Below are 25450 nucleotides of genomic sequence, written 5' to 3'. Positions count from 1 at the left end.
GGGCGTGAAGGGTTCGAGATCACCTTCCGGCAGTCGGTTCACTACGCCGACCGCGCGACGGAGTGGAGCGCCTCCCCAGCAGTACCCCCACCGCGTCGGCGAAGGACAGGACGATCGGTTCCGCCGCCGCCGTCGCGGGATAGCGGGAGCGCAGGAAGAGGCCCTCATGGGTGCGGGAGAACCAGAACTGGGCGTCGTCGGCCACCGTCACGCTGCTGATGTGGTGGGCCCGGCGGGCGAGGTGGGTGGCGGAGCCGGAGAAGCGGCGGTAGTCGATGTAGGAGGCCATGAAGACGTCGGTCCGGGTGCGCCGGAAGCTGTCGCCAAGGGCCGGGAGGACCTGCGCGACCGGTAGTTCGGCCAGGGCGCGGGCCTTGCGGAACGCGGCCCGGGTCCGCGACGACCCTTCGGCGGGGTCGGTCGCGTCACTGACGTCGAGAGTGAGCGGGGCGACGGTGGTGAACCAGCCCATCGCGTGCTGCCACCGCTCCTCATGGCGCGTGTGGAGCGGGACGAGCAGCCTGATCACCTTGTCCGCGCCGAGCCGGTGTGCGGCCAGGCCGAGGGCGGTGAGCAGGCCGGTGAAGACGCTGCCTCCGGCCGCTCGGCAGCGGCGTTCGAACTCGTCGGTGGCGTCGGAGTCCAGGAGCAGACGGACATCGGTGCCCTGCGGGGCCCGTTCGCCGGGTGGCATGCCCAGCGGGAGCGGGAACGACGGGGTGGTGCCGGCGCAGTCGGCGAAGAAGGACGACCAGGACTGGACGAGGGGGTCGGCGAAGTCCCGGGGAGAGCTTGAAGACTGCTCCTGTTCGAGGGCGCAGTAGTCCACGAAACTGCCCGTGGGCGGAAGAGACGACACCGGGCGGCCGGTGTAGAGCTCGTGCAGTTCGTGCACCGCCACCGCCAGCGAGTAACCGTCGGCGTCGCAGTGGTCGAAGCCGCAGACGACGGTGCCGCCGTCGGGGCGCAGGATCGCCGCGAAGAGATAGGAGGGCCAGGACATCGGGCGACAGTTGGCCGCCAGACGGTTCCTGAGCCATGTACGCAGCTCTTCGGCGGTCGCGTACGTCTCACCGTCGCGCACCATCACCAGCTCAAGCTTCTCGGCGGGCAGTACGAACCGATCGGGTCCCGCGGACCCGGCCGAACGGAACCCACTGCGCAGCGTCTCGTGCCGGCCCGCGAAGGTCTCGAAGGCCGTGCGCAGGGCCTCCGTGTCGACTGGCCCCCTGATGTCGAAGGCGCACGCCAGCCAGTGGCCCGGGGCCCCCGCCAGGTGGAACCGCTGGTTGAAGGACGGCGGTACGGGGGAGGCGGGAGCGCCTTCCGCCACGGCCAGGGTCGCGGCGGACGTCGCGAACTCCACGACCCGGCCGGGCGCGGGGACGAAACGGTCGATCGTGGTCACGTGCACGGTGAATCAGGCCCTGTCCGTGCCGTATTCGCCAGTGCCCGCGATCTCGCGAAGCACGTCCCGCAGATGTCCGAAGAACCGCGGCACATTGACCCGGGCGGCCTCGGTGTCCGGATACCTCGTCTTCAGATAGGTGCGGCCCCACAGCCGGTTCACCCAGACAGGTACCTCCCTGCTGTCCCCGGGCCCCACCAGCGCGTTGCAGTTGGCCGCTGCCCAGTCCTTCGACCCGGGCGCGTGCCGCACATCGATGTACGAGGTCATGGGCGGCACGGCCGCGGCGTCCGACTGCACGGTGGCGGACAGCCCCGGCATCAGTTCCGCCACCCGCAGAGGCGACACCCTCGCCAGTTCCCGCGCTCCTTCGAAGGCCCGCTGCGCATCGCCCACGACCTGGCTGAACGGGCGCTCACCGACCGGGAATTCGATCGGCGCCAGATTGATGAACCAACCCTGGGTGTACTGCCAGCGTGCTTCGTCCCGGGTATGGACGACGGTCAGCCCCCGGTAGGACTCATGGCCACCGAGTTCGTACCCGCTGAGGGCCAGGGCCGCCAGCAGCCCGGCCGAGAAACCGGCCCCGTGCGCCTTGCACGCCTTGGAGAACGCCTCGGCCTCCGCGGTATCCAGCAGATCCATCTCGATCGGGATGCTGGGGTACGTCTTCCCCGGCTTCACTCCGATGTCCAGCGGGAACGTGGGCGGCGGCCCGGCCAGGTAGAACTCCAGCCAGCGGCGTACTTCGGGCGAGTCCACGGTGATCGCCGCGGACCGTTCGCGGTCGAGGGCGCAGTAGTCGACATAGCTGCCGGCGGCGGGCAACTCCGCTTCGATTCCGCTCAGTTCGGCCTCGTACAGCGTGCGCAGTTCGTCGAATACCAGCACGACCGAGAACCCGTCGGAGTGGGTGTGGTCGACGGCGAAGAACACCGTGGACGCGGTCCCGTCGTCCCGTACGACGGCGCCGGCGACGAACGGCGGCCAGCGCAGCGGGTCTGTGCCGTTGTCGAACAGCTTCACCAGGTGGTCGCGGACGGCGGACCCCGAGCCGTACGAGCCGAGGGAGACCGGCTCCAACAGGGGTGACAACGTTTCCGTCTCCGGGTTGAGCGCATGGCGCCGCAGGCGTGGAAGGGTATCCGCCCCCGTTGCGACCGTTTCCACGTCGAACCAGGTCAGCAGCGTGGGATGGCGACGCACCCACTTGTCCAGCGCCGTCGCCATCGCCCCGGTGTCGAGTCTGCCGGGCACGTCGAACACGATGCCCAGCCACCCCGAGTGCCGTTTGCCCGTGATCTGGTTGGCCAGCCGCCGCCAGATGTGGTTCTCCTGCACATAGGACGGCGGGGCCGGGTGCTCGGGCGCCGTGGCGGTGGCCGCCAGTACCGCAGCGGGTACCCGGAATTCGACCAGTTCACCGGGTTCCGGAGCGTATTCGAGAATCGGTGTCATCAGCATGTTGCGGATTCCTTTCCTCGACAGTCTTCACTGCCTTCATTGGCGATCTGTTCCATGAGCCATCCGGTCTGTTCGATATAGCGTGGAACGGCGGTTCTGATGCCCTCGCTGTCTGGGTATCGGAAACTCAGGTAGACGCCGTGGCGTGAGCGCATGATCCAGAGGAACACTTCGTGGGGATGTATCCGGCGGCTGCGCAGCGCGAACGCCCGCCATTCGCCCCACTGTTCCGCACCCGGAGTGCTGCGTATATCCATGTACGAGACCATGAACCGTGGTTCGAGTGGCATCCCGAGTAATTCGGTGATACGGGGAAGCGGCACAGTCGCCAGGGGTTTCGCGCGTTTCAACGCCAGGCCGGCTTCCGCCATCACTTCACGGAAGGCGTCGGTGCCGCGCACCGCGAATCCGACCGGCGCCAGTCCGACGTACCAGCCGACCGACTGGGCCCACTGCGGATCGGTCCGGGTGTGGAAGGGTGCGATCGCACGGAACTGCTGCTGCCCCGTGTTCTCGTGCGCCACGATCGCCAGGCACGCGAGCGCCCCGGAGAAGAAGTTCCCGCCCTTCCTGACGCAGGCGTCCTGGAAGGCCTGTGCCCCCTGCGCGTCGAGGAGCCACTCGCAGCCGCCGGCCTGGGCCTGGGCCCCGACGTGTCCGTGGCCCAGGCCCTGACCGGTGACGTCGCCGACGACCCCGGTACCGCTCGCCGGTGTTCCCGGCGGAGCCGGGAAGCCCGGCAACTCCCCGCCGTTCGTCGCGACGAAGTCGCGCCACCCGGCGACCGCCTCATGCTCGCTGTGCACCAGAGCCGCGCCCGCCCGCTCGCTCCCGGCGAAGTCGAGAAAGCTCCCCACCTCGGCCAGTTCCGCAGGCCTGCCCCGCAACGCTGCCGCGTACAGCTCACGGATCTCGTGTGCGATGAGAAAGATGGAGTAGCCGTCCACGTTGGAGTGGTCGAAGCCCACATAGAGCGTGGTGGATTCGGTGTCGGTGTGTCCGACAGTGGCGAAGACGAACGACGGCCAGGTGAGCGGATCCGTCTCCTGGTCGAACAATGCCTCGATACGGTGTGAGAGTTCGTCGCCGCTCGGAAAGTCACCGACGACGGTAGGCAGCATGGCAACCGTCCCCGCCCGCAGCGTCGCCCGGCTCACCCGACCGCCCCTGGGCCCGGCACCGGGCCCGCTGTGGGGGAGCAGTCGGCTGCGCAGCGATTCGTGCCGGTCGATCCAGCCGAGCAGTGCCCGCTCCAGCGCCCCGGCGTTCAGTTCCCCGGGCAGTTCGAAGACGGTCGCCAGCCAGGAGGGTGGGCGCGGGCCGGGGCCGTTGATGCGTGCTTCCCTGATGTGCGCCTCCTGGAGGTACGACGCCGGTCGTGGATCCGGTATCCAGGGGGTCGAGTGCGGTCCTGCGGGCGCAGGTCGCCAGACGGTGAGCAGTCCTGGCAGGACATCAAGGTCGTGCATATCGATGAATTTCACGTGTCTGCCTGTCGCTCGTAAACGATGTGGGGTGACGTGAGCGTAAAGAGCAGTCGATTGTCCGGGCGGGCGTCATTGTGTGACTTCCGCCGTTAACATGGCGGCAATATTTCACTGAGTCGGAATGCGTTCAGCAGCCGGGACGGAATGTTACTCAGCAGTCGGTGTAATTTGCAAGGGGTGATTTATGAGGTGTTCACCGGTCATTTGCGGTAGGTCCGAAAGGGATTTCGCACTCGGGAATTCCGCTGGCGGACGCGCATGGGGAGCGATTTTTGGTCATGATGTGCGGCATACCGGAGGAGTTCGTCGGCCGATGGGTCGCGGGGCGGCTCGAATTTGGGTCGACTGCTCGGACGCCTTCATGTCGGCGAATAAGGGTGGGTGTTCAGTCGCGAATGTCGGGACGCACGGAATGATGTCCGGCGTCGGGGACCTGCGGCGTCCCTGTGAACGGCCTGCGGAGCCCGGCGGGCTGACCCGGACCGAGTGACGGGGTGACGGGGTGACGGGGTGAGGCACGACACCCCGAACAGCGGGGCAGCTGCCGCATCGTGAGGTTGGTGCGCCAGTAGGCGGCGACCAGCAGCGTCCGTCCTCCAGCGGAAGGTTCCACGGCCGGCCCCTGCGGACCGCGTCCGCACCTGCGCGACACCACGGCCGGTCGCGGAGGCGGACAGTACATAGGGAAGACCCTGGATAGGCGGGCGTGCTCTTGTCGCTGCCGCCTTCAGAGCGCTTCACTGGCGCTGCTGCTCCCCCCACAGGAGAACACCCGTCCCGTCAGTAGAAGGGTTTCTCTTGACCGCCCTACGCGCCTCCGCCGTCACCGCCGCGGCCTGTGCCGCCGTGCTCGCCACCGCGCTGCCGTCCTCGGCCATCAACTCGTACAACGCGACACCCGCACCCGAGCGCACCGAGGTCGGCGCGCTCGTCGCGACCTGGGACAACGACGGCGACCCCACGACACCCGACCGGGTCGACTGGGTCTGCTCCGGCACCATGATCGACGCGGACACGTTCCTGACCGCCGCGCACTGCACCACCGACTGGCCCGACAACGTGAAGTTCTACGTGTCCCTGGACCAGGACGTGCAGGCCGGCCTCGACGCCGCCGCGAAGAAGTACCCCGGCGATCCGGCCGCGCAGGCAGGCACCGTCGCCGTGCAGGGCACCGCGCACAGCCATCCCGACTACCCCGGGCCCGCGTCCGACCCGCACGACATCTCGGTGATCGAGCTGCCCCCGACCAAGGTCAAGGCCCGCTGGACCTTCACCCCGGCCACCCTGCCCACCTCCAACCAGCTCGGCGCGCTCGCACAGTCGCTGAACTCCACCGACTGGTTCGTCGCCGGATACGGCACCCAGGAGGCCCAGCGCGGCCCCGGCGGCCAGACCCACCCCGGCGGCGGTGTCCGGATGAAGGCGCCTGTCACCTTCGATGCCCTCAACGACGCGTGGGTCCGCCTGGCGATGACCGAACCCCAGGGCAACGGCGGCGCCTGCTACGGCGACTCCGGCGGCCCCAACTTCGCCGTGATCGGCGGCCGTAACGTGCTCGCGGCCACCACGATCACCGGCGACGGCCCGTGCTACGCGACGAACGTGTCGTACCGCCTGGACACCCCGGGCGCCCGCGCCTTCCTGGCGCCGTTCGTGAAACTGCCGTAGCCCCCTGCCGGGCAAAGCCCGCCACCTCCGCAGCGCCTCACCGCGCCGCCGGGCCCGCCGTCGACCACTGCTCGGACGAGCCATGGTCGACGGCGGGCTGATCCCGGGCGGTGACGGTGCAGTTCGGCGGACTGGGCTGCGAGCGCCGTTGTGCTGCCTGCCGTGTCGAGTTGACCCAGCCGGCCGCGATGGAGCTGAGACAGACGGGCGGCCCCTTGACCAGGGCGCGAGGCGTGGGGCCGCCCATGCCCTGCCAGTCCTGTCATTACTGGGGTTGAACTCATGAAGTCGTTGGGGTGAGGGATAGTCCGGTTCCGGCGAGGCATCCGTCGATGAGGTGGGGCCGGTACTGGATCTTCCTCATCCCGTGTCGAATCGTCTGGATGAGGTGTTCGGGGGTGGTGAGGGCGATGTTGGACAACCAGCCGCGCCGCACCAGCGACCAAGCGCCCTTGACCGGGTGGAGGTCTGGTGCATAGAGGGCAGCTGGTGGACGGTCAGCCAGTCCTACCGGGCGATGAACTGCCGCATCCCGTAAGCGAGGTGGACGTTGAGGTTGCCACACATGAGCACGATGGGGCCGCCGAGCTGCTGATGGACGGGTGACGAGCAGGTCCCGGTAGTCGGTCCAGGCGAAGCTCTTGCGTCCGTCGCGCTGTCCGTCGTCGCGGCGCGGCCGGTAGATCAGACGCGAGCGTTGACCGGGTCTGTAGCAGGCCAGCGCGGCTATCGAGATCCGCCGACGGGACCGGCCACGGACCCGGATCACCGGCGTGCGGCCGCGTCGGGCCCAGGTGCGTGCAACCGGCGGCGTCATCGAGAAACCGGACTCGTCCTCGAAGACAATTCATGCCCCGAGCGCACCGCGGCCCTTCCACCTGCGGCCAGGTCTCCTTCACCCAGCCGGTGACCTGCTCCTCGTCGCGTTCGACAGCACGTCTGGCCGGGACCCGGCAGGAAAAGCCGTGCCGGATCAGCAGCTTGCGTACCCCTTGCAAGGTGTAGCTCTCGAGGTTCTCCACGCGCTTCGCCAAGACCTCCGCCGCCCACACCCGTACAACAACTGCAGGAGGCAACTGAGGGAGGCAGCCGTCGCGTTCGAGCGGGCCACCCGCTCTCCCATCCAGGCCGAGCGCGGGCACGACAGGGCCCTGCGCCAGGCCGCCCGCGATCTCGTCCACAGCGGGCCCGGGCCCGGCCGCGGGGAATACGGTCCCTGGTGCGCAACTGCAAGCCCGGAAGGGGCCGCGGGGTGATCTCGAAGCGCCGTACGCCCCGGAGAAGCCATGGGCAGGAAGCGTCGCGGCGCGCCGGCGCCGAGGCGAGCTGCTGGCATCGGTCGTGGCCACCACTGCCGTTGCCGGGCAGCCGGCTGACAGAACTCCTAGACCACAAGGCGGTCGAAGGCTTCCTCCCACGGCCGTGCACGGCCAGGGCCGGCCAGCGGGATCGCCGGGTAGGCACTGCCGTCCGCGGTCGGATCACTCCGGTGTGCCCGGGGGCCATGTGGCGTACCGCCGCAAGCCGTACATCAGTGGTGCGGCAGCGGCGTGGTGCGAGGTCACCTCCAGGACTTCGCCGAACACCACGAGGTGGTCGCCCACTTGCTTCGTCCCTGTCACCTTGCAGTCCGCCACCGTCCGGGCGGCGTCCGGCAGATGCGGACCGGCCGCCGCAGGTCCGGCCTGCCAGAGCACCCGGTCGAAGCGGTCCGGCGAGCCCGATGCGAACAGCTCCGCCACCGGCCTTGCGCCCCCGTGCAGCAGGTTGACGGCGAAGGTCCCGCGCTGCTCCACGGCCCCGAGCGTGGCGCTCCCCTGCCTCATGCAGACCAGCAGCGTCGGGGGGTCCAGGGCCACACTGCACAGTGAGGAGCAGGTCATGCCTCGTGGGCTGCCTTCGAGGTCGAACGTGGTGACGACAACGACGCCGGTGGGAAAACCTGACATCAGGGAGCGGAAGTCATCCGCCTGGGCCGATTCGGCGGTCACCTCGACGGGCCTGGTCATCGCCGTGCACTCCTCGGGGATCGCAGCGGCCGCCGGCCGCCGGGCTGTCTGATCGCATGCGCCGACCGCCGACGGGAATGTTCCCGCCGTGCGGCCGGCCTCGGCCCCATGGGCCCGTGCCCCGGGCCGGAAAGGCTCATCGGCTCCAGGAAGAAGCATCCGAGCTGAGTTGGCCCGTCTCGGGCTCCGGCTCGTCGCCGGGTGTCGCCGTCGTAGCGTTGCCGTGTCGCCGCAGCAGTACGGCCGCCGCGACGGCGCCCAGGGCCGCGCCCGCCGCCGCCACCAGGACCGCCGTGTGCAGCCCGTCCGCCATCAGGTCGCCCACCGAGCGCAGCACGCTCTGCCGGATGTCGGCCGGCAGGGCGTCGGTGCCGCCCGACTGCCCATGCTCGATGGCGTCGGCCAGCTCCAGCCGCGCGGCGTCCGGCAGCGGGACCGTGGCCAGCACGTCCGGCAGACCTGACTGCAGCCGCTGCTGGACCAGGCTTCCGGACAGGGCCACACCGAAGACGGCCCCGACCTGACGGCAGGTCTGTGACATCCCCGAGGCGACGCCTGCCTGTTGCGGCGGCACCGCCGACAGCAGGGCCACCGTGGCCGGCGCCCCGACCACGGACACGCCGGTCCCGATCAGGACCAGAGGCCACCAGTACGTCGCGAAACCGCTGTCGGCCTCCATGCGCACCAGGCCGACGAATCCGCCGACCGTCACGAGGGAGCCGACCACGATGGCGGTCCTGGTGCCCAGCCGGGCAGCCACTCCCGGCGCCAGCAGCGACGCCACCGTGATGGAGGCGGTCAGCGCCAGCAGCCGTAGACCTGTCTGCACGGGGGTGAGCCCGTTCACCTGCTGGAGGAACAGGGTGAGCAAGAAGATGATCCCGTACAGGCCGAAGAAGCCGAAGAAGTTCACCGAGCAGGTCATCAGCACGACCCGGTGGCGCAGCAGGGCCAGCGGCAGCATGGGGTGCGAGGTCCGGCTCTCCCACCGCAGGCACCCGCCGAGTACCAGCACCGAGCCGACGAGGAGCCCGACGACCAGTGGCGATCCCCAGCCCCGCGGGCCGGCCTCGATCAGGGCGTAGGCCATCGCCCCGATGCCGGTGACGAACAGCAGCTGACCGATCCAGTCGGCCTTGCGACCGGTGGACGCCGCCCCCGACTCGGGCCGGGCCGGGCCGAGCGGCAGCAACATGGCCAGGGCACCCAGTGCCAGTACGCCGATCGGCAGGTTGATCCAGAAGATGCTCTGCCAGGAGTACGCGTCCACCAGCAGCCCGCCGACGATCGGACCGGCGGCCAGGGCGACACCGCCCACCCCGGCCCAGGTCGCCACCGCCGCGGCCCGCGCCCGTTCCTCTGTGTAGAGCTGACGGATCAGGGCAAGCGACACGGTGATCATGACAGCGCCGAAGACGCCCTGCACGGCCCTCGCCACCAACAGCGCCTCGATACCGGTGGCCAGCGCACAGGCCACCGACGCGGCGGTGAAGCCGGTCAGGCCGACGAGGAAGACCCGGCCGCGCCCCAGGGCGTCACCGAGCGTGCCGGCCGTGAGCAGGAAACAGGCGAAGGTGAGGACATAGATGTCGAACACCCACTGCAGGTCCGAGACGCCGATGTCCATCTTCTCCTGCATGTCGGGGAGAGCCACCCCCACGACGGTGCTGTCGAGATAGACCATGACGACGCCGGCGCAGATGAAGGCCAGGCGCAACGCGCGGGGGCCGCGCCCCTGCGGCGCCTCGGGGACCGTCACGAGCCGACGACCGCAGTGTCCCGGTGACTGCTGGTGAGCTCGATGTCCTCACCCAGCAGACCGCGCAGAATGAGCCCGATGCTGTCGATGAGGGCACGCATGGCGACGGGGTTGATGATCGGCTCGAGGCTGGGGATGCCCATGTCGAACTCGCAGGAGAACAGCACCACCACGTCGTCGCCGGTCTGGTGGACGTCCCAGGTCCCGACGAACCGCGCGAAGTCGCCGGTGAGCTGTTCGAAGGCGATGTTCCGGGCGACGGGGTCGACGACATCCCGCTCGGTCCAGTGCAGGACGCCGCCGCGGAAGTTCACCGCCCAGGCGGAATCGACGGTGCCGGCGTCGTCGGCGGTCACCGTGACCTCGCGCACGGCATCGGTGTGGAGGGCGTATCGTTCGAAGTCACGTACGCGGTCGAAGACCTCGTCCGCGTCCCGGTCGCCGAGCAGTCCCTCGACACGTATGAAGCAGGGCATTGCGGGTTCCTTCCAGAAAAGTCGAACACCATGGGATCGGCCAACGGCGGCCGGGTCAGCCGAGAACCAGCGGTCCGCCGGCGAAGGCCGTGCACAGCGCCTGGCTGGACCAGGCGCGCGACGGCGGGTGGAACTTCAGGGCGGCCGCACACGCGGCCAGATATGACGTCTCGTCACTGGAGACGTATGACATGCCGCCGAGCGACTCAAGACAGCGGGGCACCACCCGGTCGATCGTGTCCTGCACCGAGAACCGGACCACCAGCGACTGCAGGAGCTCCGCCTGTCCCACGGGACCGTCGCCGTCCAGTGCCGACGCGGCACCGACGATGGCACCCATCGCGGATTCCAGCTCCACCAGGATCCGGGCACGCTCGGCGACGTCCGTCCGGTCGCGGGCCAGCACCCGTTCCGCCAACGCGCTGGCCATGCCGAGATAAGAGGACGCCATCATCAGCTCGAACCAGATGAAGCCGACGTTCTGGACCATGTCCAGACTGCCGTCCTCGCCCAGCTCGGTGCGGACCACCATGTCCGCCGGCACCCGGACGTCCTCCAGCCGCACCTCGTCGCTCTCGGCACCCGCCAGCGCGGCGGTACCCCAGAACGGGTGCACGGAGATACCCGGGGTCGACGCGGACACCAGCGCCACGGCCAGCTGCGGACCGTTGCCGGTGTCGAGCGTCACGGACGCGGTCAGCAGGTCCATCGACGCGGACAGGCTGCAGGGCTTCTTGGCCCCGTTGAGGACGATGTCGTCGCCGTCCTGCCTGGCCGTGATGGAGGACGCGAGGATCGACTGCCCGGACCTGCCCTCGGCGAACCCGGAAGCCATCAGCAGCTTCTGGTCGGCGACGGCCTCGAGCAGCATCCACTCCATGCCCTTGGTGGCCTCATACGCCTGGATCAGGCCCGCGACCGAGAAGTGGTGCATGGTGGTGGCCACCGCCAGGGACGGGCTGCGCGAGGCCACGGCCCGCTGCAGCCGTACGGCCTGCACGGCGCTCGCCCCCAGGCCCCGGTGCTCCGAGGGCACCACGAGGCCGGGGCCGCCGGCTTCCTTGAACAGGGCCAGTGCGGGCCCCTGCGGCCGTTCCCGTTCCTTCAGTGGGAGTGCCGCCAGCCGGTCGTCCAGTCCGGGCAGGAACATCTCCAGAGTCTCGCGCTCTGGCTCAAGAAACCGCATCACTGTCTCCTGCGGGTCCGGGCCAGGGCTTGCCCGCGAGCGTGCTGTCGACCCATCGGCCGATCTCCCTGGCGATCGGCTCGGGCCGGTTGGCCCAGGCCGTGTGACTGAGTCGTTCGGGGTGGTGCCAGCGGGACACCTCGGCGCCCGGCAACAGTCCGCACAGGGCGTCCACCGCGCCGGGCGGGGCCAGCAGGTCGTTGCCGACCGACACCGCAAGGACCGGCAGGCGAAGGTCGGCGATCAGCTGCTCGTAGTCGACGTCGGCGCCGGAAGGGCGGTAGCGGCCGGTGCGGGCCATCCGGGCCCAGTCGCCGACCAGCACCCGGGACTGACGGCCCGCGAAGCGCAGGACGTCACCGGGCCAGTAGCCGCGCAGCCGGGCGACTCCCGCGACGGTGTTGGTCCCCAGGAGCGGGATCAGCCCAGTCAGCCCCGGATAGGTGCGGAAGTGCGGCGTGCCCGCCGCGACCAGCAGTATGCCGTCCAGCTCGGACGGATTCCTGGCCGCGTACATCAGTCCGATCTGTCCGCCGATGCTGTGGCCCAGCAGGAACACGGCGCTGCCCGGCGCCCTCTCGCGAAGGGTGCCGAACACGGCCGGGTAGTCCACGGTCGCGAGTTCGTGGTAGCCGTACCGGGCCGAGGAGTCCGGTCGGGGCCGGCTGTCGCCGTACCCGCGCAGATCGGCGACGGCCACACCCAGGCCGTGCGCCGCCAGCGCGGCGGCGAAACGTCGGTAGAACCGCGCTCGAACACCGAGCGCGGGCCACACGACCACCAGCGGGGCGCCGACCGGGCCCGGCCAGTGCAGCACCGCCAGCTGGTCCCCGGCCGGCAGCGGCACCGTCAGCCGGTCGGCCCCGGTGTCCGCCGCCGGACGCTCGGACGGATCACTCACTCGCCCATCCCCATGTACGCCAGGCGGGTCACCTGCGTCTCGGCGGACCACTGCAGGGCGGTGGCGATCCTTTCGTCCGGAGTGGTGTCCAGCAGCCGGCGGCCCGCCCAGATCTCGTGGTCGCCGATGACGTCGGCGATCTGCTGGATGCCCTCCTGGAACAGCTCCTCCCGGCGTTGCAGAACCGCGAGCACGGGCAGTTCGGCCCACAGCTCGTTGCCGCGCCGGACCACGTCCGCCAGGTGCTCCTTGAGTGACGGGTCACGCTCCAGGTGCCGCTTGACGATCTCGCTGCCGACGGTCAGGTGCCGGATCTCGTCGATGCCCGCTCCGCGCTCCACGCTCGCGGCCGCCGGGTCGACGATCTTCCACTTGTGCTCACTGAGTTCGCCGGTGGGCGCCAGCACCCCCTCGACCAGGATGGTCAGAACGGCGACCCCGGAGACGAAGGCGTGCGGCCCGTTCATCACCGCCAGGCCGAACTCCTCCAGCGGGTCGAGGACGTTGCGCTGGTGCTCGCCCGCGTACTTCTCGATGACCTCGTCGAGTTCCGCCTCCGGGACGCCGACTTCCACCATGTGGGCACGGAACGCCTGGGCATGCCGCGCCTCGTCGATGAGCTGAGTGGCGTAGAACTCCATGGACTTCACGTCGGGGGCGTTCTGCACCAGGGAGGTGATGGCGCGTGCGGCCTTGTCCTCGGCGATGGAGCGGAAGGAGAACTCGAAGAGGAGCGCGTCACGCAGCGGGCCGGGCTTGAGCATGTAGTCGGGAGTCACGGCGTCCGGGCGGTGGCCGTTGACCAGCCCGGTGAGCGTGCCCTGGGCGACGTTGGCGATCCAGTAGTCCAGGTCGCACTGCTCGGGGGTGAGCCTGAGTTCGCGGGCCCCCTCCAGCACGTTGGGAGCCAGTTCCCAGTCCGCTTCGGGTGCGATGTTCGTCGTCATTTCGCGGTCCTCGAGATCGTCGGATCAGATTGCGTTGGTGATGCGGAAGAGTTGCCAGAGGGAAGAGGGCCGGGGCCCGCCTCTGAAGGCCACGTACTCGGGTTCGATCACGTGCGGCGCCCATTTGAGCTTGAACGCCTGCTGGGACCGTGCCGGATAGACGAAGGTGCCCCGCTCGGCGATCAGCCGCACCATGCGGCTGAGTACCGGGCTGGCGTTGGCGGGCTCGTCGCCCAGCCCGGCGAACGGGGTCAGTCCCAGGTGGAGCCACTCGGCTCCTTCCTCGGTGAACGTCTGCAGGGCGGCGAAATTGATCAGCTCGATGGTGCCGACCGATGCCTCAGGGGTGCGCCGGGTCAGGTCGTACAGCCAGCCGGGACGGCTGCCGTACGCCGGCGAGTAGGAGACGTAGCCGATCACGGCCCCGTCCCGCTCCGCGACGAACAGCCGCCGGTGCGGGGTGCCCCGGCCGGTACGTTCGCCCACGAGGAACGTCATGCGCTTGACGTGCCAGCCCTTGTCGCGCAGCCATCTGTGGTCGATCTCGTCCAGTTCGGGCGGCGGGTCGGTGGGCGGCACCTCACGGACCGAGACCTTCTCCCGTCTCGCCCTGGCCATGTTCTGCCGGATCTTCGCCAGCGCCTTGCCCTTCAGCGAGAAGCGTGTCAGGTCGACGCTGTACGAGCTGCCCAGTTGGTTGACCGTCCAGTCGCGTCCGGCGAACACGTCGAGGTCCGCGGCTCGGACCTGGACGGCCACCAGCCGCTGCCGACCGCCCACCACCCGCTCCTGGAACTCGGCCAGGAGCGCGCTGCGGTGTTCGGCGGGCGCGAACGGCCCGCCGAAGACGAACACCGTCGAGCCGCGCCGCCGGTAGGAGACGACGCCGGGCACGGACGCGGAGGTGAAGTGCTCCACGCCGTCGTTGTAGGCGAGGAACCCGCTGGGGTGGTCGGCGTGCGCTGAGATGCTCTCCAGCACGTCCGACTGCGTGGCCGTCATACGGGCTGCACCTGCGCCTGTTGGGCGGCACGGAAGGCCTTCTGACGGCCGGTCTCGAAGTGCTCGAACGGCTCGCTGATCGGTTTGGCGTAGTTGCCCAGCAGGCCGCGGTCACCGAACAGGTGCAGGGGGACGACCAGCAGGGCCCACTCCGGCCCGACCAGCCAGACCCACAGCAGGATCACCGCGCCGGCCGACAGCCAGGTGTGCATGACGTTGTACAGGATGTGGAACACCGGGTGGATCCGCCCGTCCCTGGACAGGGTGTAGGCGATCAGGCCCGGGATGTAGCCGATGATGTCGATGTAGGCGAACAGCAGGATCGCCGGTCCCCAGCGCACCTCGTCCAAGTGCCACAGAAAGGCGACGGCGGCCACGGCGAAGACGCCGAGGTACTCGGCCCGCGTTGTGAGGTAGTTCTGCGGGTGCCCGAAGGCTTGCTCCGCGCTCATGGTTTCCTTCCCACACCTGGACGGTCAGGCCGTGGCGTAGACGTTGTACCGGTCCTGGATCATGTGGCGGATGGAAGCCCGCCAGGCGTTCTCGCTGGCCTTGACGTCCGCCGCGGCCTCACAACCGGGGATCTCCGTCAGCGAGCTGGGGATCGGGTGCTTGTGGAAGAGCACGGCGGTCATGTCCAGCAGCCGGTCGAGCCGTGTCTTCGCCCAGTCGGGCACCACGTCGAAGAACGCGGGGCGCACCAGGCGTTCCACGATGTCGGGGGCGAGGACGCGCAGGGGGTTGACCGTGATGCCCTGGGCGGCGGCCTCTTCGATGATCACTTGGGTCAGCCGCTCGGAGTTCAGGGCGTGGGCCCCACTGCTGATCCAGTACTCCCCGTCCCTCACGTCCTGGTCCAGCAGCGTCACGACGGCCCGTGCCACCAGGTCCTGGGGGACGAAGTCGACGTAGCCCGTGGGGTCGCTGGGCACGAAGGGCAGCCTGTTGCGCAGGACGTTGTGGGCGAAGGTGTGCAGCCCCTGCGTCTCGGAGATCTCGCCGGTGACGGAGTCGCCGATGATGATCGACGGGCGTACGATCACGGCCTGGGCGCCGCTCTCCCGGACGATCTTCTCGCCGGCCACCTTGGAGGTCACGTACAGCGAGGGGCTGCTGCCGGCCCGGCCGGTCTGGTCTCCGCCTGCCGCCCGGATCTCCTCCGCGCGCGCGACGTAGGCCGTGCTGACATGGATGAGGGGTGCGTCGGCGTCGAGGGCGAACTGCGACATTCCGCGGGCGCCCTGCACGTTGAGGGTTTCCATCTCCTCCGCGGTGCTGCTGAACTTCACCATGCCCGCGGCGTGGATCACGACGTCCACCTCGGCGCAGAGCTCGCGGTAGGTGGCGTCGTCCATGCCCAGCAGGGGTTGGGATACGTCTGCGTGCACCACCCGGTCGCAGCCGGAGGGGAGATTTCGATGGGCCAGGGCGATCACCCGATGATGCTGCAGCTGCGGTATCAGCGCGGTGCCGAGCACTCCGGAGCCGCCGGTGAGCAGGACGGTCTTCTTCGACGTTGCCATGTCGTGTCTTTCCGAGGCGTGGGTTGGACTTGGTGGGAAGGACTCAGAACTTCTTCGCCATGGCCGTCAGTGCCCCGTCCACCGCCTCCAGCAGTTGGGTCTCTTCGTCGGGGGCGATGACGGCGGGTGGGGTGATGCGCACGACCGGGTGCGCGTTGAGTGAGTGGTTGACCACCACGTGACGGTCGACCAGCTCCAGCAGCAGTTCCCCGGCCTGACTGGCGTCGACGAGTTCAACGCCGATGAGCAGGCCGGCGCCGCGCACCTCGCGGACCAGTTGCGGGGCCCGGTCGGCGGCTATGGCGCGCAGGCCTTCCAGCAGCCGAGCGCCGGTCTCGGCGGCTCGGTCGACCAGTTGCTCGTCACGGATCACCTCGATGGTGGCGCGTGCCGCGGCCATCGCGATCGGTGCCCCGGAGTAGGTGGACGTGTGCAGGAAGGGGTCGGCGTCGAAGGGCGCGAACGCCTCGGGGGTGGCCAGGGCGGCCGCCACCGGAACCACGCCCCCGGACAGGGCCTTCCCGATCAGCAGGACGTCCGGCCTCACCTCCGCGAGATCGCAGCCCCACCAGGCGCCCAGCCGTCCCAGTCCGGTCATCACCTCGTCCACCACCAGGAAGGCGTCGTGCTTGCGGCACAGGTCCGCCACTTCCTTCAGGTAGCCGGGCGGCGGCATGATCACGCCCGCCTCGCTCTGTACCGGTTCCAGCACGACGCAGGCGTCGCCTTCGCCACCCGCGAGGGCTGTGGCCAGCGCCGCGGTGTCACCGAAGGGAACGTGGTTCACGTCGGGCAGCAGCGGCCGGAACGGATCCTGGTAGAAGGACTTCGCCGTCAGTGACAGGGCTCCGACGGTCTTGCCGTGATAGCCGTTCTCCATCGAGATCAGCCGCCGCTTCCCGTGGGCCCTGGCCAGTTTGATGGCGGTCTCCGTGGCCTCGGTACCGGATCCGGAGAAGTGGACCCGTTCGAGCCCGGCCGGTGCGACGGAAGTCAGCGCCTGGGCGGCGAGTCCGACGACGGGGTCGAGGAAAAGACGGGTGGAAAGGGCCTGCTTCTCCGCCTGCTGTTGTACGGCCGCAACGATGTGCGGGTGCCCGGCTCCGGTGAAGAAGACCCCGTAGCCACCGCAGTTGAGGAATTCCTGGCCATCGGAGGTGGTGACCCGGGCGCCGGACGCGGACTGCTCGACGAGACTGCCGAACATCGCGGCCAGTTGGCTGCGCCCCTTGCTCAGGTGTGCGCGGTGAAGGGCGATCGCATCGTCGGTGGAATGGGCGCCGGCTGACAGGGAGGTATTCATTCTGGCGTTTGTCTCCAGGAAGGTGGTTCGCTGTTCACGGCACACGGGCAAGGCCTCATGCTCGTTCCATCACCGCCTTGAACCGGGCCAGCGTGGCGCGCATGCCCTCCCGGTTGACCGTGGTGCGGCTCTTGGGCGGGGTGCCCGTGAAGACCAGACCGAGGAGCTTGGCGGCCGGAGCGCTACGACCGGTTCGCAGGTCTTCCCAGTACTCCGTCACCAGGCAGCCGGAGTCCTGATCTTCGAAGCGGTAGCCCCACAGCGCGACCGGCATCCCGAACGTGCTCACCGTGAAAGCGAAGTCGCGTGCGTGTTCGGCGCGTACGACGGTGCACGAGGTGAACCAGAACCACAGGCGCTTGCGATTCCAGCCGATGAACCGCGTGCCTGGCTCGAACCGTTGACTCCGGGACCAGACGCCCACGCACTCGGGGCTCCACTCGCCCATGCGCCGGACGTTGCTCATCGCACGGTAGGCGGACTCCGCGGAAGCCGTGACGAGAATCGTCTCCTCGACTCTCGCTGGGTGGTTCATCAATACTCCAAACGCATGCTGAAGATGCAGTTCTTGGATTGACTCAGGAAGCAACCAGATTCGCTCACCGAGGAACGCTCATGAAATACTGCAAGCATGAGGCCGATAAGGCAAGGAAAGTCGAGCGCACCAACGCATGAATTCTTGACTCGAATCCCGACGACGAGTGGTCCTTGCGGTGGAGATCACGACGACAACCGTAGCAAGGTTGCTTGAACAGTCAAGAAGCGATTTGAGGACTAGGGGATCCCTTAAACCGTTTTGGAGAAAGTTGTACAGGCGCGAGAGCGGCAACATTCGGCCGAGGCGGCCGATCATGGCCGAATTGCATCCTCGCGGGGCGGGCGGAGCGCATGCCACCGGGCAGGCGGCTTCGCCGGGCCGTGCGGCCGGACCGGACGAGGCGCGCCGCTGCACGTACGCTCACGCCCGGCCGGCGGTGCTCATCCGGACGGGCGGTCCGGCGAGTTTCGGCGGCTGGTCCAGATGGATGTCGAACCAGGTCCGCAGCACTTCTCGCAGCTCTTCTTCATCAGTGATCCTCTGCCTGACGGTTTCCTGCCCCTTCCTCTCCCGGACGAGCACACGCCCGGTTCCTGTCAGCGCCACCTTTCCGTCCTCCCGGGGCCGGACGCACAATATCCTGTTCGCGAAAGGGGATTCGGGAGCGGTTCGATACCACCAGAGCACGGGAAAGAAGAATTCCAGGTCGCGGGGCCTGGTCTCCAGCCGGTAGAGCGGCACACCGTCGAGCGAGAGGTCGATGTCACCCTCGGGTGCGTCGGAAAGCACGTATGTTCCGTGCGGGTCTCCCTGGGGTGAGCGCAGGAAGAGGCGCAGTGGCCACCGGCTGTGGCTGCCCTGCGCGACGTCGACCAGCCATGGACCGGCCCCGGAGGGTTCATCGGTCTCCACCCTGAGCACGAAGTGGCCGGTCTGGCTGCTCGGCTTGTTCCCTCGGTAGATGCGTCCGCCCAGGAAGGTCACACCGAAGCCGAATTCCTGGAGCAGCAGGGCGAAAGCCGAATTCAGCTCGCAGCAACCTCCTCGCTGTTCGCGGACGATCCTGCGAACCGCTTCGACGGAATAGGGTACCGATTCGTTCAGATGGAACGAGAGATTTTCGAACGGAATGGACAGCACATGGCGCTCCTGAAGGTGCTTCAGCGCTGCCGCATCTGCCTTCTCCGGCCTGCGGGCGCGTATGCGTCGCAGATAGGCGTCGACGAGTTCGGGGTCCATGAGCGTGAGGGGTCCTGTCGATGGTCGGAGTGGGAGGGCGCATCCCGGGAACCCGTCGCAGTCGTGCTTCGTCCACGCTCCCCGAGGGAGCGATCCGGGTGGAGTGCGACGCCGGCGGGGCCCTGGGACGTCCGGTCAAGTCGTGGGCACCTGCTCGGCATCGTGGTCGAAGAGCCAGGAGAGGATGTCCAGCAGGTCGCCGTGCCCCGGGGAATGCTCCGGCACCGGCCGGGGTGCGTCCGGATCGTGGAAGACGCGGACCATGTCGTTGGACCGCTGCTGGACGAGGGCGGTTCTCGGTCGTCGTGCCGCTTCGTACCGTCGCAGTGCGAGCGGGATGCCGGAGGGCCCCGCGTCCCGCAGACAGACCGCGAGGGCAAAGGCGTCCTCGATGCCCTGGCTGGCCCCCTGCGCCATGAAGGGCAGCATGGGGTGGGCGGCGTCGCCCGCCAGAGTGATGCGCTGTCGGCTCCAGCCGAAATCGGATTCCCTGACGTGCAGCGCCCAGCGGGTCACCGTGTCCGTGGCCTCGACGATGCCCCGGACCGTGGGGTCCCAGCCGGTGTAGGCGTCCAGTACGTCCTGGATCTTGCCGGGTTCCGACCATGATTCCGTGGTCCAGTGCCCGGAGGGGACGGTCGCAACGAAGTTGACGAGCCGGCCGCCCGCCACGGGGTAGCACACGAAGTGTTTCCCCGGCCCCGCCCATATCAGCGATCCGGGCTCTTCGGCCGGGAGGGGGGTGCGGTCGGCGGGGGCGAGGCCCCTGTAGACGGTCTGTCCGGAATAGATGGGCTCGTCCCGTACCAGGTGGCCTCGTACCGCCGAACGGATGCCGTCGGCTCCGACGACCAGATCGGCCTCGGCCGCCGTGCCGTCGGAGAAACGCAGTTCCGCTCCGCCGGGGAGCTCGCTCACGCCGACGCACACCTTCGCGAGGTGCACCGTGCCGGCGGGGAGGAGCCGCAGGAGCGCGCTGTGCAGGTCGGATCTGCACAGCAGGTGGTACGGGGCCCCGAACCGCTCTTCGCACCGGTCACCGAGCGGGATGCGGCCGATCACCTCGCCGCGCTCCCAACCGCGCAACTCGATCCCGGCCGACGGCACCGCCGTCCCGGCGAGGTCCTCTGCCAGCCCGAGCCGGTACAGGAGGCGCACGGCGTTCGGCCCCAGCTGCAGACCCGCACCGGCCTCCCCGAGCTCGGGTGCCTGCTCGAAAATCTCGCAGGTGACGCCGAACCGGCCCAGTGCCGCGGCCAGGGTGAGGCCCGTGATGCCGGCTCCCACGATCGCGACGCGTGGAACGTACTTCTGCTCAGCCACCCGGGATCACCTCTCCAGGCAGAATTCGTTGATGGGGTAGCCGACGTGCCGGTCCTCGGTGGGCAGGTAGCCCAGAAGCCGGTCGCCGGGCTTGAGCTCGGTGCTGTTCAGCACCGCACCACCCGGGCCGAGTACCCGCACGTGCCAGTCGTCCTGAAGAATCAGGTTGACGGTGCGACCGTCCTCTGCGACCGCGTCGATCGATATGAGCGGGCGGCTCTCGATCTTGACCCGGCCGACCGTCACGAGCCGGGTCTGCCCCTTCACGTCGACCGCCATCACCTTGCTGCCGGACTTCAGCTCGCTCAGGTAGTGGGTACGTCCGTCTCGGGAGAGGGTGTACGAGTGAATCGCCCCCGCGTTCACCCGGAACGGGCGCGTGGGCATGTAGGGAAGAGGGTGCGTCTCGCTCACGCAGAGGATCATTCCCTTGGAGTGGGAGCCGACAAGGATCCCCTCGTCCTCCCGGAAGTAGCTGCACGTGTCGACGCAGGCCCGCTCCCCCATGCCCACGTGCTGCGTCTCCCTGACGGTGAGTTCGACGAGGTCGAGGGCAGGGGTGTGCACGACGGCCGCCTGCTTGAGCGCGGTGGCGTCGCCCACCGCGGCCGGCGCCATCATCACGCCGTCGGATCCGTGCTCGAGCACACCGAAGATGATCTCCGCCTCTTCTGCGTCCCGGGCGATGGTGATCAGACTGCCCGTGGCTTTCGCGGCGGCGGCGATGACGATCTCCAGGGGGATCTTGGTCGGATCACGGAAGAAGAGCAGGCTCCACCGCTCGCTGCGCGCCGACTCGCAGGCCTCCTCCAGGGACTCCGCGTCGACGATCTCCACGAACCGGCCGAAGTCCACCCCGGGATGCACGGCCGTGAGCTCCGCCGGCCTGCCGTGCTCGCGCGGATCGACGATGACCACGTCGGCGCCGGCGAGATCCGCGGGGAGCTCCTTGCCCTGGGGGAAGAGGATCTTCTTCACCGTGGGGGGCAGTTGCCGGAGATCCTCCAGCCGGTCCGCCACGACGCCGTCCAGTCTCTGGTGCACCGCCTCTTGGAGCACGGCCTTCTTGTCGATCGTGGTGCGGATGTCCAGCCACGTGAGCCTCATGCCTGTCCGTTCCTTGCCGTGATCTTCACTCAGGGCGTCCCGTCGTGCGGCCGTCATTCGGCGCTCGCAGCGCGTCCGGGCAGCTCGGCCGGGGCAGGAGGGAACACGTCCCCGTGCACCAGACGAGCGAGCCTCCGTGTCATGTCCGCGGGATTCGCCGATTCGAAGACGTTGCGCCCCATCGCGACTCCCGCCGCGCCACGCCTCAACGCCATGTCCACGAACTGCAGCAGTGCCTCTTCGTCCGTGATCCTCGGCCCGCCGGCCACCAGAAGGGGCACGGGGCAGCTCGCCGTGAGGCGGAGCATCTCGGCTTCCGAGTCGACGCAGTACGTCTTGACCAGGTCGGCCCCGAGTTCGACGGCTACGGCCACCGCGTGCGCGACGACGGCAGCGTCCCGGGGATCGGGAATCTGCGGTCCGCGCGGGTACATCATCGCCAGCAGCGGCACGTTCCAGCGGTCGCAGTCCTCCGCGACCTTCGCCATGTCGGCGATCTGACGGGCCTCTTCCCGGGAACCGATGTTGACGTGCACGCTCACGGCGTCGGCACCCCATCGCAACGCCTCCTCGACGCTGCCCACCACGAACTTCGCGTCGGGGTCGGCAGCGTGTGAGGTGCTGGCACTCAGATGGACGATGAGCGATGTCCGGGTGAACCAGGCGGGATCTATGAACCGGACACTGCCCTTGTGCAGTACCACGGCGTCGGCGCCGTTCGTCGCCAACTGACCTACCAGACGATTGAGATTGGCGCCACCGGCGGCGAACGGGCCGTCCGAAAGAGGGTGGTCGAGGGGCACTACGAACATGCGCTGCGGATTTCGCCGGTGGAGGCGGAGAAGACGCGCCCTGCGCCCGGATGACGTGCCGTTGAACGCCCTCATTGAACCGTGCATTGTCGTTCCTGGGAGTGAGGAGGGTTGGTGGGGGTCGGCACCAGCACGGCCAAAATACATACCCAGGGCCCGACGGAGACCGGTTCACACAGGATCTAGTCATTCACCTGAACTTCGGTTATGCACAGAAAATTCACCCGGGTTTGAGATTCGGGGCGGCAGCACCCCCGCACCCTGCCGACCACGGCCGGTGCCCGCGCCGTGAGCGCGGCCTGCGTCGAGAGCGCTTCGAGTTCGGCGATCGGCGATGTCGCCGCAGAGCGAGGGCCGGCGGCGTCGGTGTCCGGGCGGTCGGGCAGGTGCTCCTGGGCCGCAGTCCTCCTCGACGGGCAGGCGTGCGTACAGGGGCTTGTCCTCGGTCGGCAGCGCCTCAGCCGAGCTGCGAACTCCTGCGGCCGGGGTGCACGATCCGGAACATGAGGGGGCGTGCCGGTCGGCCGGCAGTGCGGTAACGGCTCCCGTGACGAGGAAGCCCGCTTCGATACGCGTCACCCCGTCCGCCGGCGCCCCGTCCTCCAGGCCTCCGGTGGCTCGGGTGCGGTCCCCTCGGGGCGATGGGCGAGAGCACAGGTGGACGTCGTCCGGCACCACGACCGGGCGGTGCCGCCGCGCAGGGCGTGCACGGGCACCGGCGTTCCCTGCTGCACGGCCAGGTCACGGGCATCCCGACGGCTCTCCGTGGTCGCTCCGGTACAGGGCCGGCTTCGACGGCGTCCTCCAACCGGCGGTGGTCCAGGAGGACTTCATCGCTCCCTCGGCCGACGCGGAACGCCGGCCACTCAGATCGGGCTCCTCGCCCGCACGTCCCGAGAATGGTTCACGAGCCCGGGACCGCAGCCGCCCGGTGCTCCGCCCTGATGGGCCGGTCCGTTTCCGGAGCGCGGCAGGGAGCGGCCGGTCGGAGCGGAACGCGCCGCGGGATGGTCGGGCCGCTTCGGGAACGCGGCGGCCCGGCGCGTCGGCCGTGGCCGGGTGCTGCCCGCTCAGAGGGGGGCGTAGGCCGTGGTCGCGCGGGGGGAGCCGTGGGGGGCTCGGACGGGACGAGGCACCGTGTGCAGCGGTGGTTGAGGGCGCGGGGGGTGTGGGGCCGGGATGCGTGGGCGGGTCGCATCGGCGGTGTGGGAGCGTCGGCTGTCGGGGACGGCCTGGTGGTCGCCGGCGTCAGGGGTGTCCTGCCGGGTCCATGTGTCCGTCGTCGCCGTCGGTTCGGTCCGGATCAGGCCGGCGGTGCGTTGAAGTCTGGTGACCGCGACGACGGCGAGAGCCGCGCGGAGTGTGCACAGACCGCGCAGTCCGTCGAGGCGCTGACCGGTGAGCAGGCCGATCCGCTGCAAGCGGCGGTCCAGCGTGTTGCGGTGGATGCCCAGCCGCTCACAGGCGCGGTGACGGACGCCGTCCACGGCGATGAAGGCGGTCAGGGTGTCCCAGAGAACGGGGTACGCGTCCAGCGGCTCGACCATTTCCAGTAGCCGCTCCGAAACGGCCGGGGTCTCCGTCGCGCTGTACTCCACCAGGACGTCGTCGAGTCCGTACACCCCGGGAGGGTGCTCAAGGGCGAGGAGCGTGGCGCAGATGCCGTCGGCGACCGACACTCCGCCCCCCTCCGGCACCGCCCGACCGCCCGGTGTACCGAGGTCGGGATCCTGCCAGTGGACCGCGATCCAGACCTCGCCGGGAAGGTGCTCGTGGGCTTCGCGGGCGAGGGCGAGGGCCTCTTCCTGGCTCTCAGCCCGCAGCAGGATGTGGGCTCCTTCCTCGGACGTCGGCACCACCGCCACGGCGAGTCCCCGGAAGACCCGTTCGATGTCGGCGATCGTGCACGACAGCGCGTGTACGGCCAGCACCGCGCGGGCCCCGTCCGGAGTCTCCTGGGTTCCCTCCGCGCGGGCCTGGTGGGCAGGCTCCGGTTCGCTCTCGCCGCCGATCCCCTCCTCGAAGAAGCCGCAGTTCAGCTCGCGGCCCACCAACCAGCCGGCGTCGCCCAGCCGCAGCACCATCACCTCGTGCATCAGCGCGTCCTGGTCATGGGCTCCGACCGTGCACCGGTTGATGAGTTGGCGGGTCATACCGCGCACCATCGCGAGCAGTTCGTCGACGGACCGGCCGCCCCGCGCCCACGCCCGGCCCTCCGCACGGATGCGCGCCGCGCTCTGCCAACTCCAGTCGCCCTGACCGGACACGACCTCGGTCAGAGCCGAGAAGATCTCCCACCGGACTCTGCGGAGCACTTCGTCGGCATCCTCGATCCCCTCCGACGCGAAGAGTGGGTGAAGGTCAGGTGTCGCCCCCGCGTGTGTGGTCATGTCAAGCAGGAAAGTGCACCAACCTCAGAGCTACATCAAAGTCCGCTCAGAGCACGATCGGAATACGTTTCGCTGGATCATCCCTGTGCCATCATGACGGCGACAGCGCTTACCCCGTCATCCTCGATTCTGCCGGCAGATCTCGACAGCAATGGGTTTACCGACTTCATGGTGCGCATACGATGATCCAGAGCGACACGTCCTCGAAAACGACCGTGCTCGTAGTGGAGGACGAGGCCAGCATCGCCTCCATGCTCACCATGGCGTTGGAGTTCCTCGGGTTCGAGGTGGTCACCGCCGCCCGGGGAAGCGAAGCTCTCGACCTGGCGACCAGCCGTGCCCCCGATGTCGTTCTGCTCGACGTCGTCCTGCCCGACATGGACGGATTCGAGGTCTGCCGTGGCCTGCGCGGCACCGGCGTCAACGCCCCCGTCCTCTTCGTGACAGCCCGGGACGCGGTCGAGGACAAGATCCACGGACTCGAACTCGCCGACGACTACGTCACCAAGCCGTTCGACCTCAACGAGGTGGTGGCCCGGATCCGGGCCGTGATGCGCCGCGGGCGTGAGCTGACGCCGGCCAACGGCCGCAGGCTGCGCGCCGGTTGGGTTGAACTGGATCAGGACACGCGTGAGGTCTGGCGGCACGGCCAGCCCGTGCAGCTGTCCTCGACGGAATTCGCGTTACTGCGTTATCTCCTGGAGAACGTCGATCAAGTGATCTCCAAGGCGCAGATGCTCGATACCGTCTGGAGCTATGACTTCCGGGGTGAGTCCGGAATTGTCGAGACCTATATCTACTATCTGCGGCGAAAACTGGGCGACACCGACCAGACGCTCATCCACACCGTGCGCGGGGCGGGCTACCTGGTGCGCTCGGCACCCCCCGGAAATCTCACGGAGGGCTGA

Annotated in this window: 22 protein-coding genes and 3 pseudogenes; 3 read left to right on the top strand and 22 right to left on the bottom strand. The window is 69.0% G+C overall.

Going from position 1 to position 25450, the window contains the following annotated elements; all coding sequences use genetic code 11:
• Positions 1 to 19: 19 nt before the first annotated feature.
• The 4 genes and pseudogenes from ACZ43N_RS26900 to ACZ43N_RS26885 form a co-directional block, all read right to left on the bottom strand.
• Positions 20 to 1408 carry a condensation domain-containing protein gene (locus ACZ43N_RS26900; protein ID WP_468101026.1) on the bottom strand — a complete coding sequence of 463 codons (1389 nt, stop codon included), beginning with the start codon at positions 1406 to 1408 and terminating at the stop codon, positions 20 to 22.
• A gap of 12 nt (positions 1409 to 1420) precedes the next feature.
• Complete coding sequence (locus ACZ43N_RS26895) at positions 1421 to 2872, bottom strand: condensation domain-containing protein (protein ID WP_468101025.1); 1452 nt, start codon at positions 2870 to 2872, stop codon at positions 1421 to 1423.
• Positions 2866 to 4341, bottom strand: coding sequence for a condensation domain-containing protein (locus tag ACZ43N_RS26890; RefSeq protein ID WP_468101024.1), 1476 nt, complete (start codon positions 4339 to 4341; stop codon positions 2866 to 2868). The genes ACZ43N_RS26895 and ACZ43N_RS26890 overlap by 7 nt, the downstream gene beginning before the upstream one ends.
• Positions 4342 to 4837: 496 nt before the next feature.
• Positions 4838 to 5007, bottom strand: a pseudogene (locus ACZ43N_RS26885) (helix-turn-helix domain-containing protein); the annotation flags it as partial.
• A 150-nt stretch (positions 5008 to 5157) separates the two neighbouring features.
• On the opposite strand from ACZ43N_RS26885, the gene ACZ43N_RS26880 reads away from it, so the two are divergent.
• Complete coding sequence (locus ACZ43N_RS26880; protein ID WP_468101022.1) at positions 5158 to 6027, top strand: trypsin-like serine protease; 870 nt, start codon at positions 5158 to 5160, stop codon at positions 6025 to 6027.
• Between the two features lie 37 nt (positions 6028 to 6064).
• On the opposite strand, the gene ACZ43N_RS26875 is transcribed toward ACZ43N_RS26880, so the two are convergent.
• On the bottom strand, positions 6065 to 6274 hold the full coding sequence (locus tag ACZ43N_RS26875; protein WP_468101021.1) for a hypothetical protein: 210 nt from the start codon (positions 6272 to 6274) through the stop codon (positions 6065 to 6067).
• 33 nt (positions 6275 to 6307) lie between these two features.
• A pseudogene (locus ACZ43N_RS26870) lies at positions 6308 to 7034 on the bottom strand (transposase); the annotation flags it as partial.
• A 22-nt stretch (positions 7035 to 7056) separates the two neighbouring features.
• Here ACZ43N_RS26870 and ACZ43N_RS26865 point away from each other — a divergent pair.
• Positions 7057 to 7241: pseudogene (locus tag ACZ43N_RS26865) on the top strand (mobilization protein); the annotation flags it as partial.
• A 267-nt stretch (positions 7242 to 7508) separates the two neighbouring features.
• On the opposite strand, the gene ACZ43N_RS26860 reads toward ACZ43N_RS26865, so the two are convergent.
• From ACZ43N_RS26860 to ACZ43N_RS26785, 16 genes are all read right to left on the bottom strand, one after another.
• Complete coding sequence (locus tag ACZ43N_RS26860; RefSeq protein ID WP_468101020.1) at positions 7509 to 8036, bottom strand: flavin reductase family protein; 528 nt, start codon at positions 8034 to 8036, stop codon at positions 7509 to 7511.
• 136 nt (positions 8037 to 8172) lie between these two features.
• The gene (locus ACZ43N_RS26855; RefSeq protein WP_468101018.1) at positions 8173 to 9795 is read right to left on the bottom strand and encodes an MFS transporter; all 1623 of its coding nucleotides are present in this window, start codon (positions 9793 to 9795) and stop codon (positions 8173 to 8175) included.
• Positions 9792 to 10271 (bottom strand): type II toxin-antitoxin system RatA family toxin, encoded by a 480-nt coding sequence (locus tag ACZ43N_RS26850; RefSeq protein ID WP_468101017.1) that lies wholly within the window; start codon positions 10269 to 10271, stop codon positions 9792 to 9794. Before ACZ43N_RS26850 ends, ACZ43N_RS26855 begins: the two co-directional genes overlap by 4 nt.
• A 55-nt stretch (positions 10272 to 10326) precedes the next feature.
• Positions 10327 to 11457 carry an acyl-CoA dehydrogenase family protein gene (locus tag ACZ43N_RS26845; RefSeq protein WP_468101016.1) on the bottom strand — a complete coding sequence of 377 codons (1131 nt, stop codon included), beginning with the start codon at positions 11455 to 11457 and terminating at the stop codon, positions 10327 to 10329.
• Complete coding sequence (locus tag ACZ43N_RS26840; RefSeq protein WP_468101015.1) at positions 11444 to 12358, bottom strand: alpha/beta hydrolase family protein; 915 nt, start codon at positions 12356 to 12358, stop codon at positions 11444 to 11446. The genes ACZ43N_RS26845 and ACZ43N_RS26840 overlap by 14 nt, the downstream gene beginning before the upstream one ends.
• Positions 12355 to 13305, bottom strand: coding sequence for a ferritin family protein (locus tag ACZ43N_RS26835; RefSeq protein WP_468101014.1), 951 nt, complete (start codon positions 13303 to 13305; stop codon positions 12355 to 12357). Before ACZ43N_RS26835 ends, ACZ43N_RS26840 begins: the two co-directional genes overlap by 4 nt.
• Before the next feature lie 24 nt (positions 13306 to 13329).
• Positions 13330 to 14307 (bottom strand): bifunctional lysylphosphatidylglycerol flippase/synthetase MprF, encoded by a 978-nt coding sequence (locus tag ACZ43N_RS26830; protein ID WP_468101013.1) that lies wholly within the window; start codon positions 14305 to 14307, stop codon positions 13330 to 13332.
• Entirely contained in the window at positions 14304 to 14759 is a 456-nt protein-coding gene (locus ACZ43N_RS26825; RefSeq protein WP_468101012.1) for a hypothetical protein, read from the bottom strand. The genes ACZ43N_RS26830 and ACZ43N_RS26825 overlap by 4 nt, the downstream gene beginning before the upstream one ends.
• Before the next feature lie 24 nt (positions 14760 to 14783).
• Complete coding sequence (locus tag ACZ43N_RS26820) at positions 14784 to 15830, bottom strand: SDR family oxidoreductase (RefSeq protein ID WP_468101011.1); 1047 nt, start codon at positions 15828 to 15830, stop codon at positions 14784 to 14786.
• A gap of 43 nt (positions 15831 to 15873) precedes the next feature.
• On the bottom strand, positions 15874 to 17133 hold the full coding sequence (locus tag ACZ43N_RS26815; RefSeq protein ID WP_468101010.1) for an aspartate aminotransferase family protein: 1260 nt from the start codon (positions 17131 to 17133) through the stop codon (positions 15874 to 15876).
• Between the two features lie 55 nt (positions 17134 to 17188).
• Entirely contained in the window at positions 17189 to 17668 is a 480-nt protein-coding gene (locus ACZ43N_RS26810) for an SRPBCC family protein (RefSeq protein WP_468101009.1), read from the bottom strand.
• A gap of 423 nt (positions 17669 to 18091) precedes the next feature.
• Entirely contained in the window at positions 18092 to 18910 is an 819-nt protein-coding gene (locus tag ACZ43N_RS26805) for an arylamine N-acetyltransferase family protein (RefSeq protein ID WP_468101008.1), read from the bottom strand.
• Between the two features lie 135 nt (positions 18911 to 19045).
• Complete coding sequence (locus ACZ43N_RS26800; RefSeq protein WP_468101007.1) at positions 19046 to 20233, bottom strand: FAD-dependent monooxygenase; 1188 nt, start codon at positions 20231 to 20233, stop codon at positions 19046 to 19048.
• Between the two features lie 6 nt (positions 20234 to 20239).
• Positions 20240 to 21340 (bottom strand): 3-dehydroquinate synthase II family protein, encoded by a 1101-nt coding sequence (locus ACZ43N_RS26795; protein WP_468101006.1) that lies wholly within the window; start codon positions 21338 to 21340, stop codon positions 20240 to 20242.
• 53 nt (positions 21341 to 21393) lie between these two features.
• A complete protein-coding gene (locus ACZ43N_RS26790) occupies positions 21394 to 22227 on the bottom strand; it encodes a 2-amino-3,7-dideoxy-D-threo-hept-6-ulosonate synthase (RefSeq protein ID WP_468101005.1) in 834 nt (277 codons plus the stop codon).
• 995 nt (positions 22228 to 23222) lie between these two features.
• Positions 23223 to 24467 carry a helix-turn-helix domain-containing protein gene (locus tag ACZ43N_RS26785; RefSeq protein WP_468101003.1) on the bottom strand — a complete coding sequence of 415 codons (1245 nt, stop codon included), beginning with the start codon at positions 24465 to 24467 and terminating at the stop codon, positions 23223 to 23225.
• Between the two features lie 257 nt (positions 24468 to 24724).
• On the opposite strand from ACZ43N_RS26785, the gene ACZ43N_RS26780 reads away from it, so the two are divergent.
• Complete coding sequence (locus tag ACZ43N_RS26780) at positions 24725 to 25450, top strand: response regulator transcription factor (protein ID WP_468101002.1); 726 nt, start codon at positions 24725 to 24727, stop codon at positions 25448 to 25450.

Source organism: Streptomyces sp. NPDC030814 (genome assembly GCF_055572155.1).
This window is presented reverse-complemented; position numbering and strand designations above follow the sequence as displayed.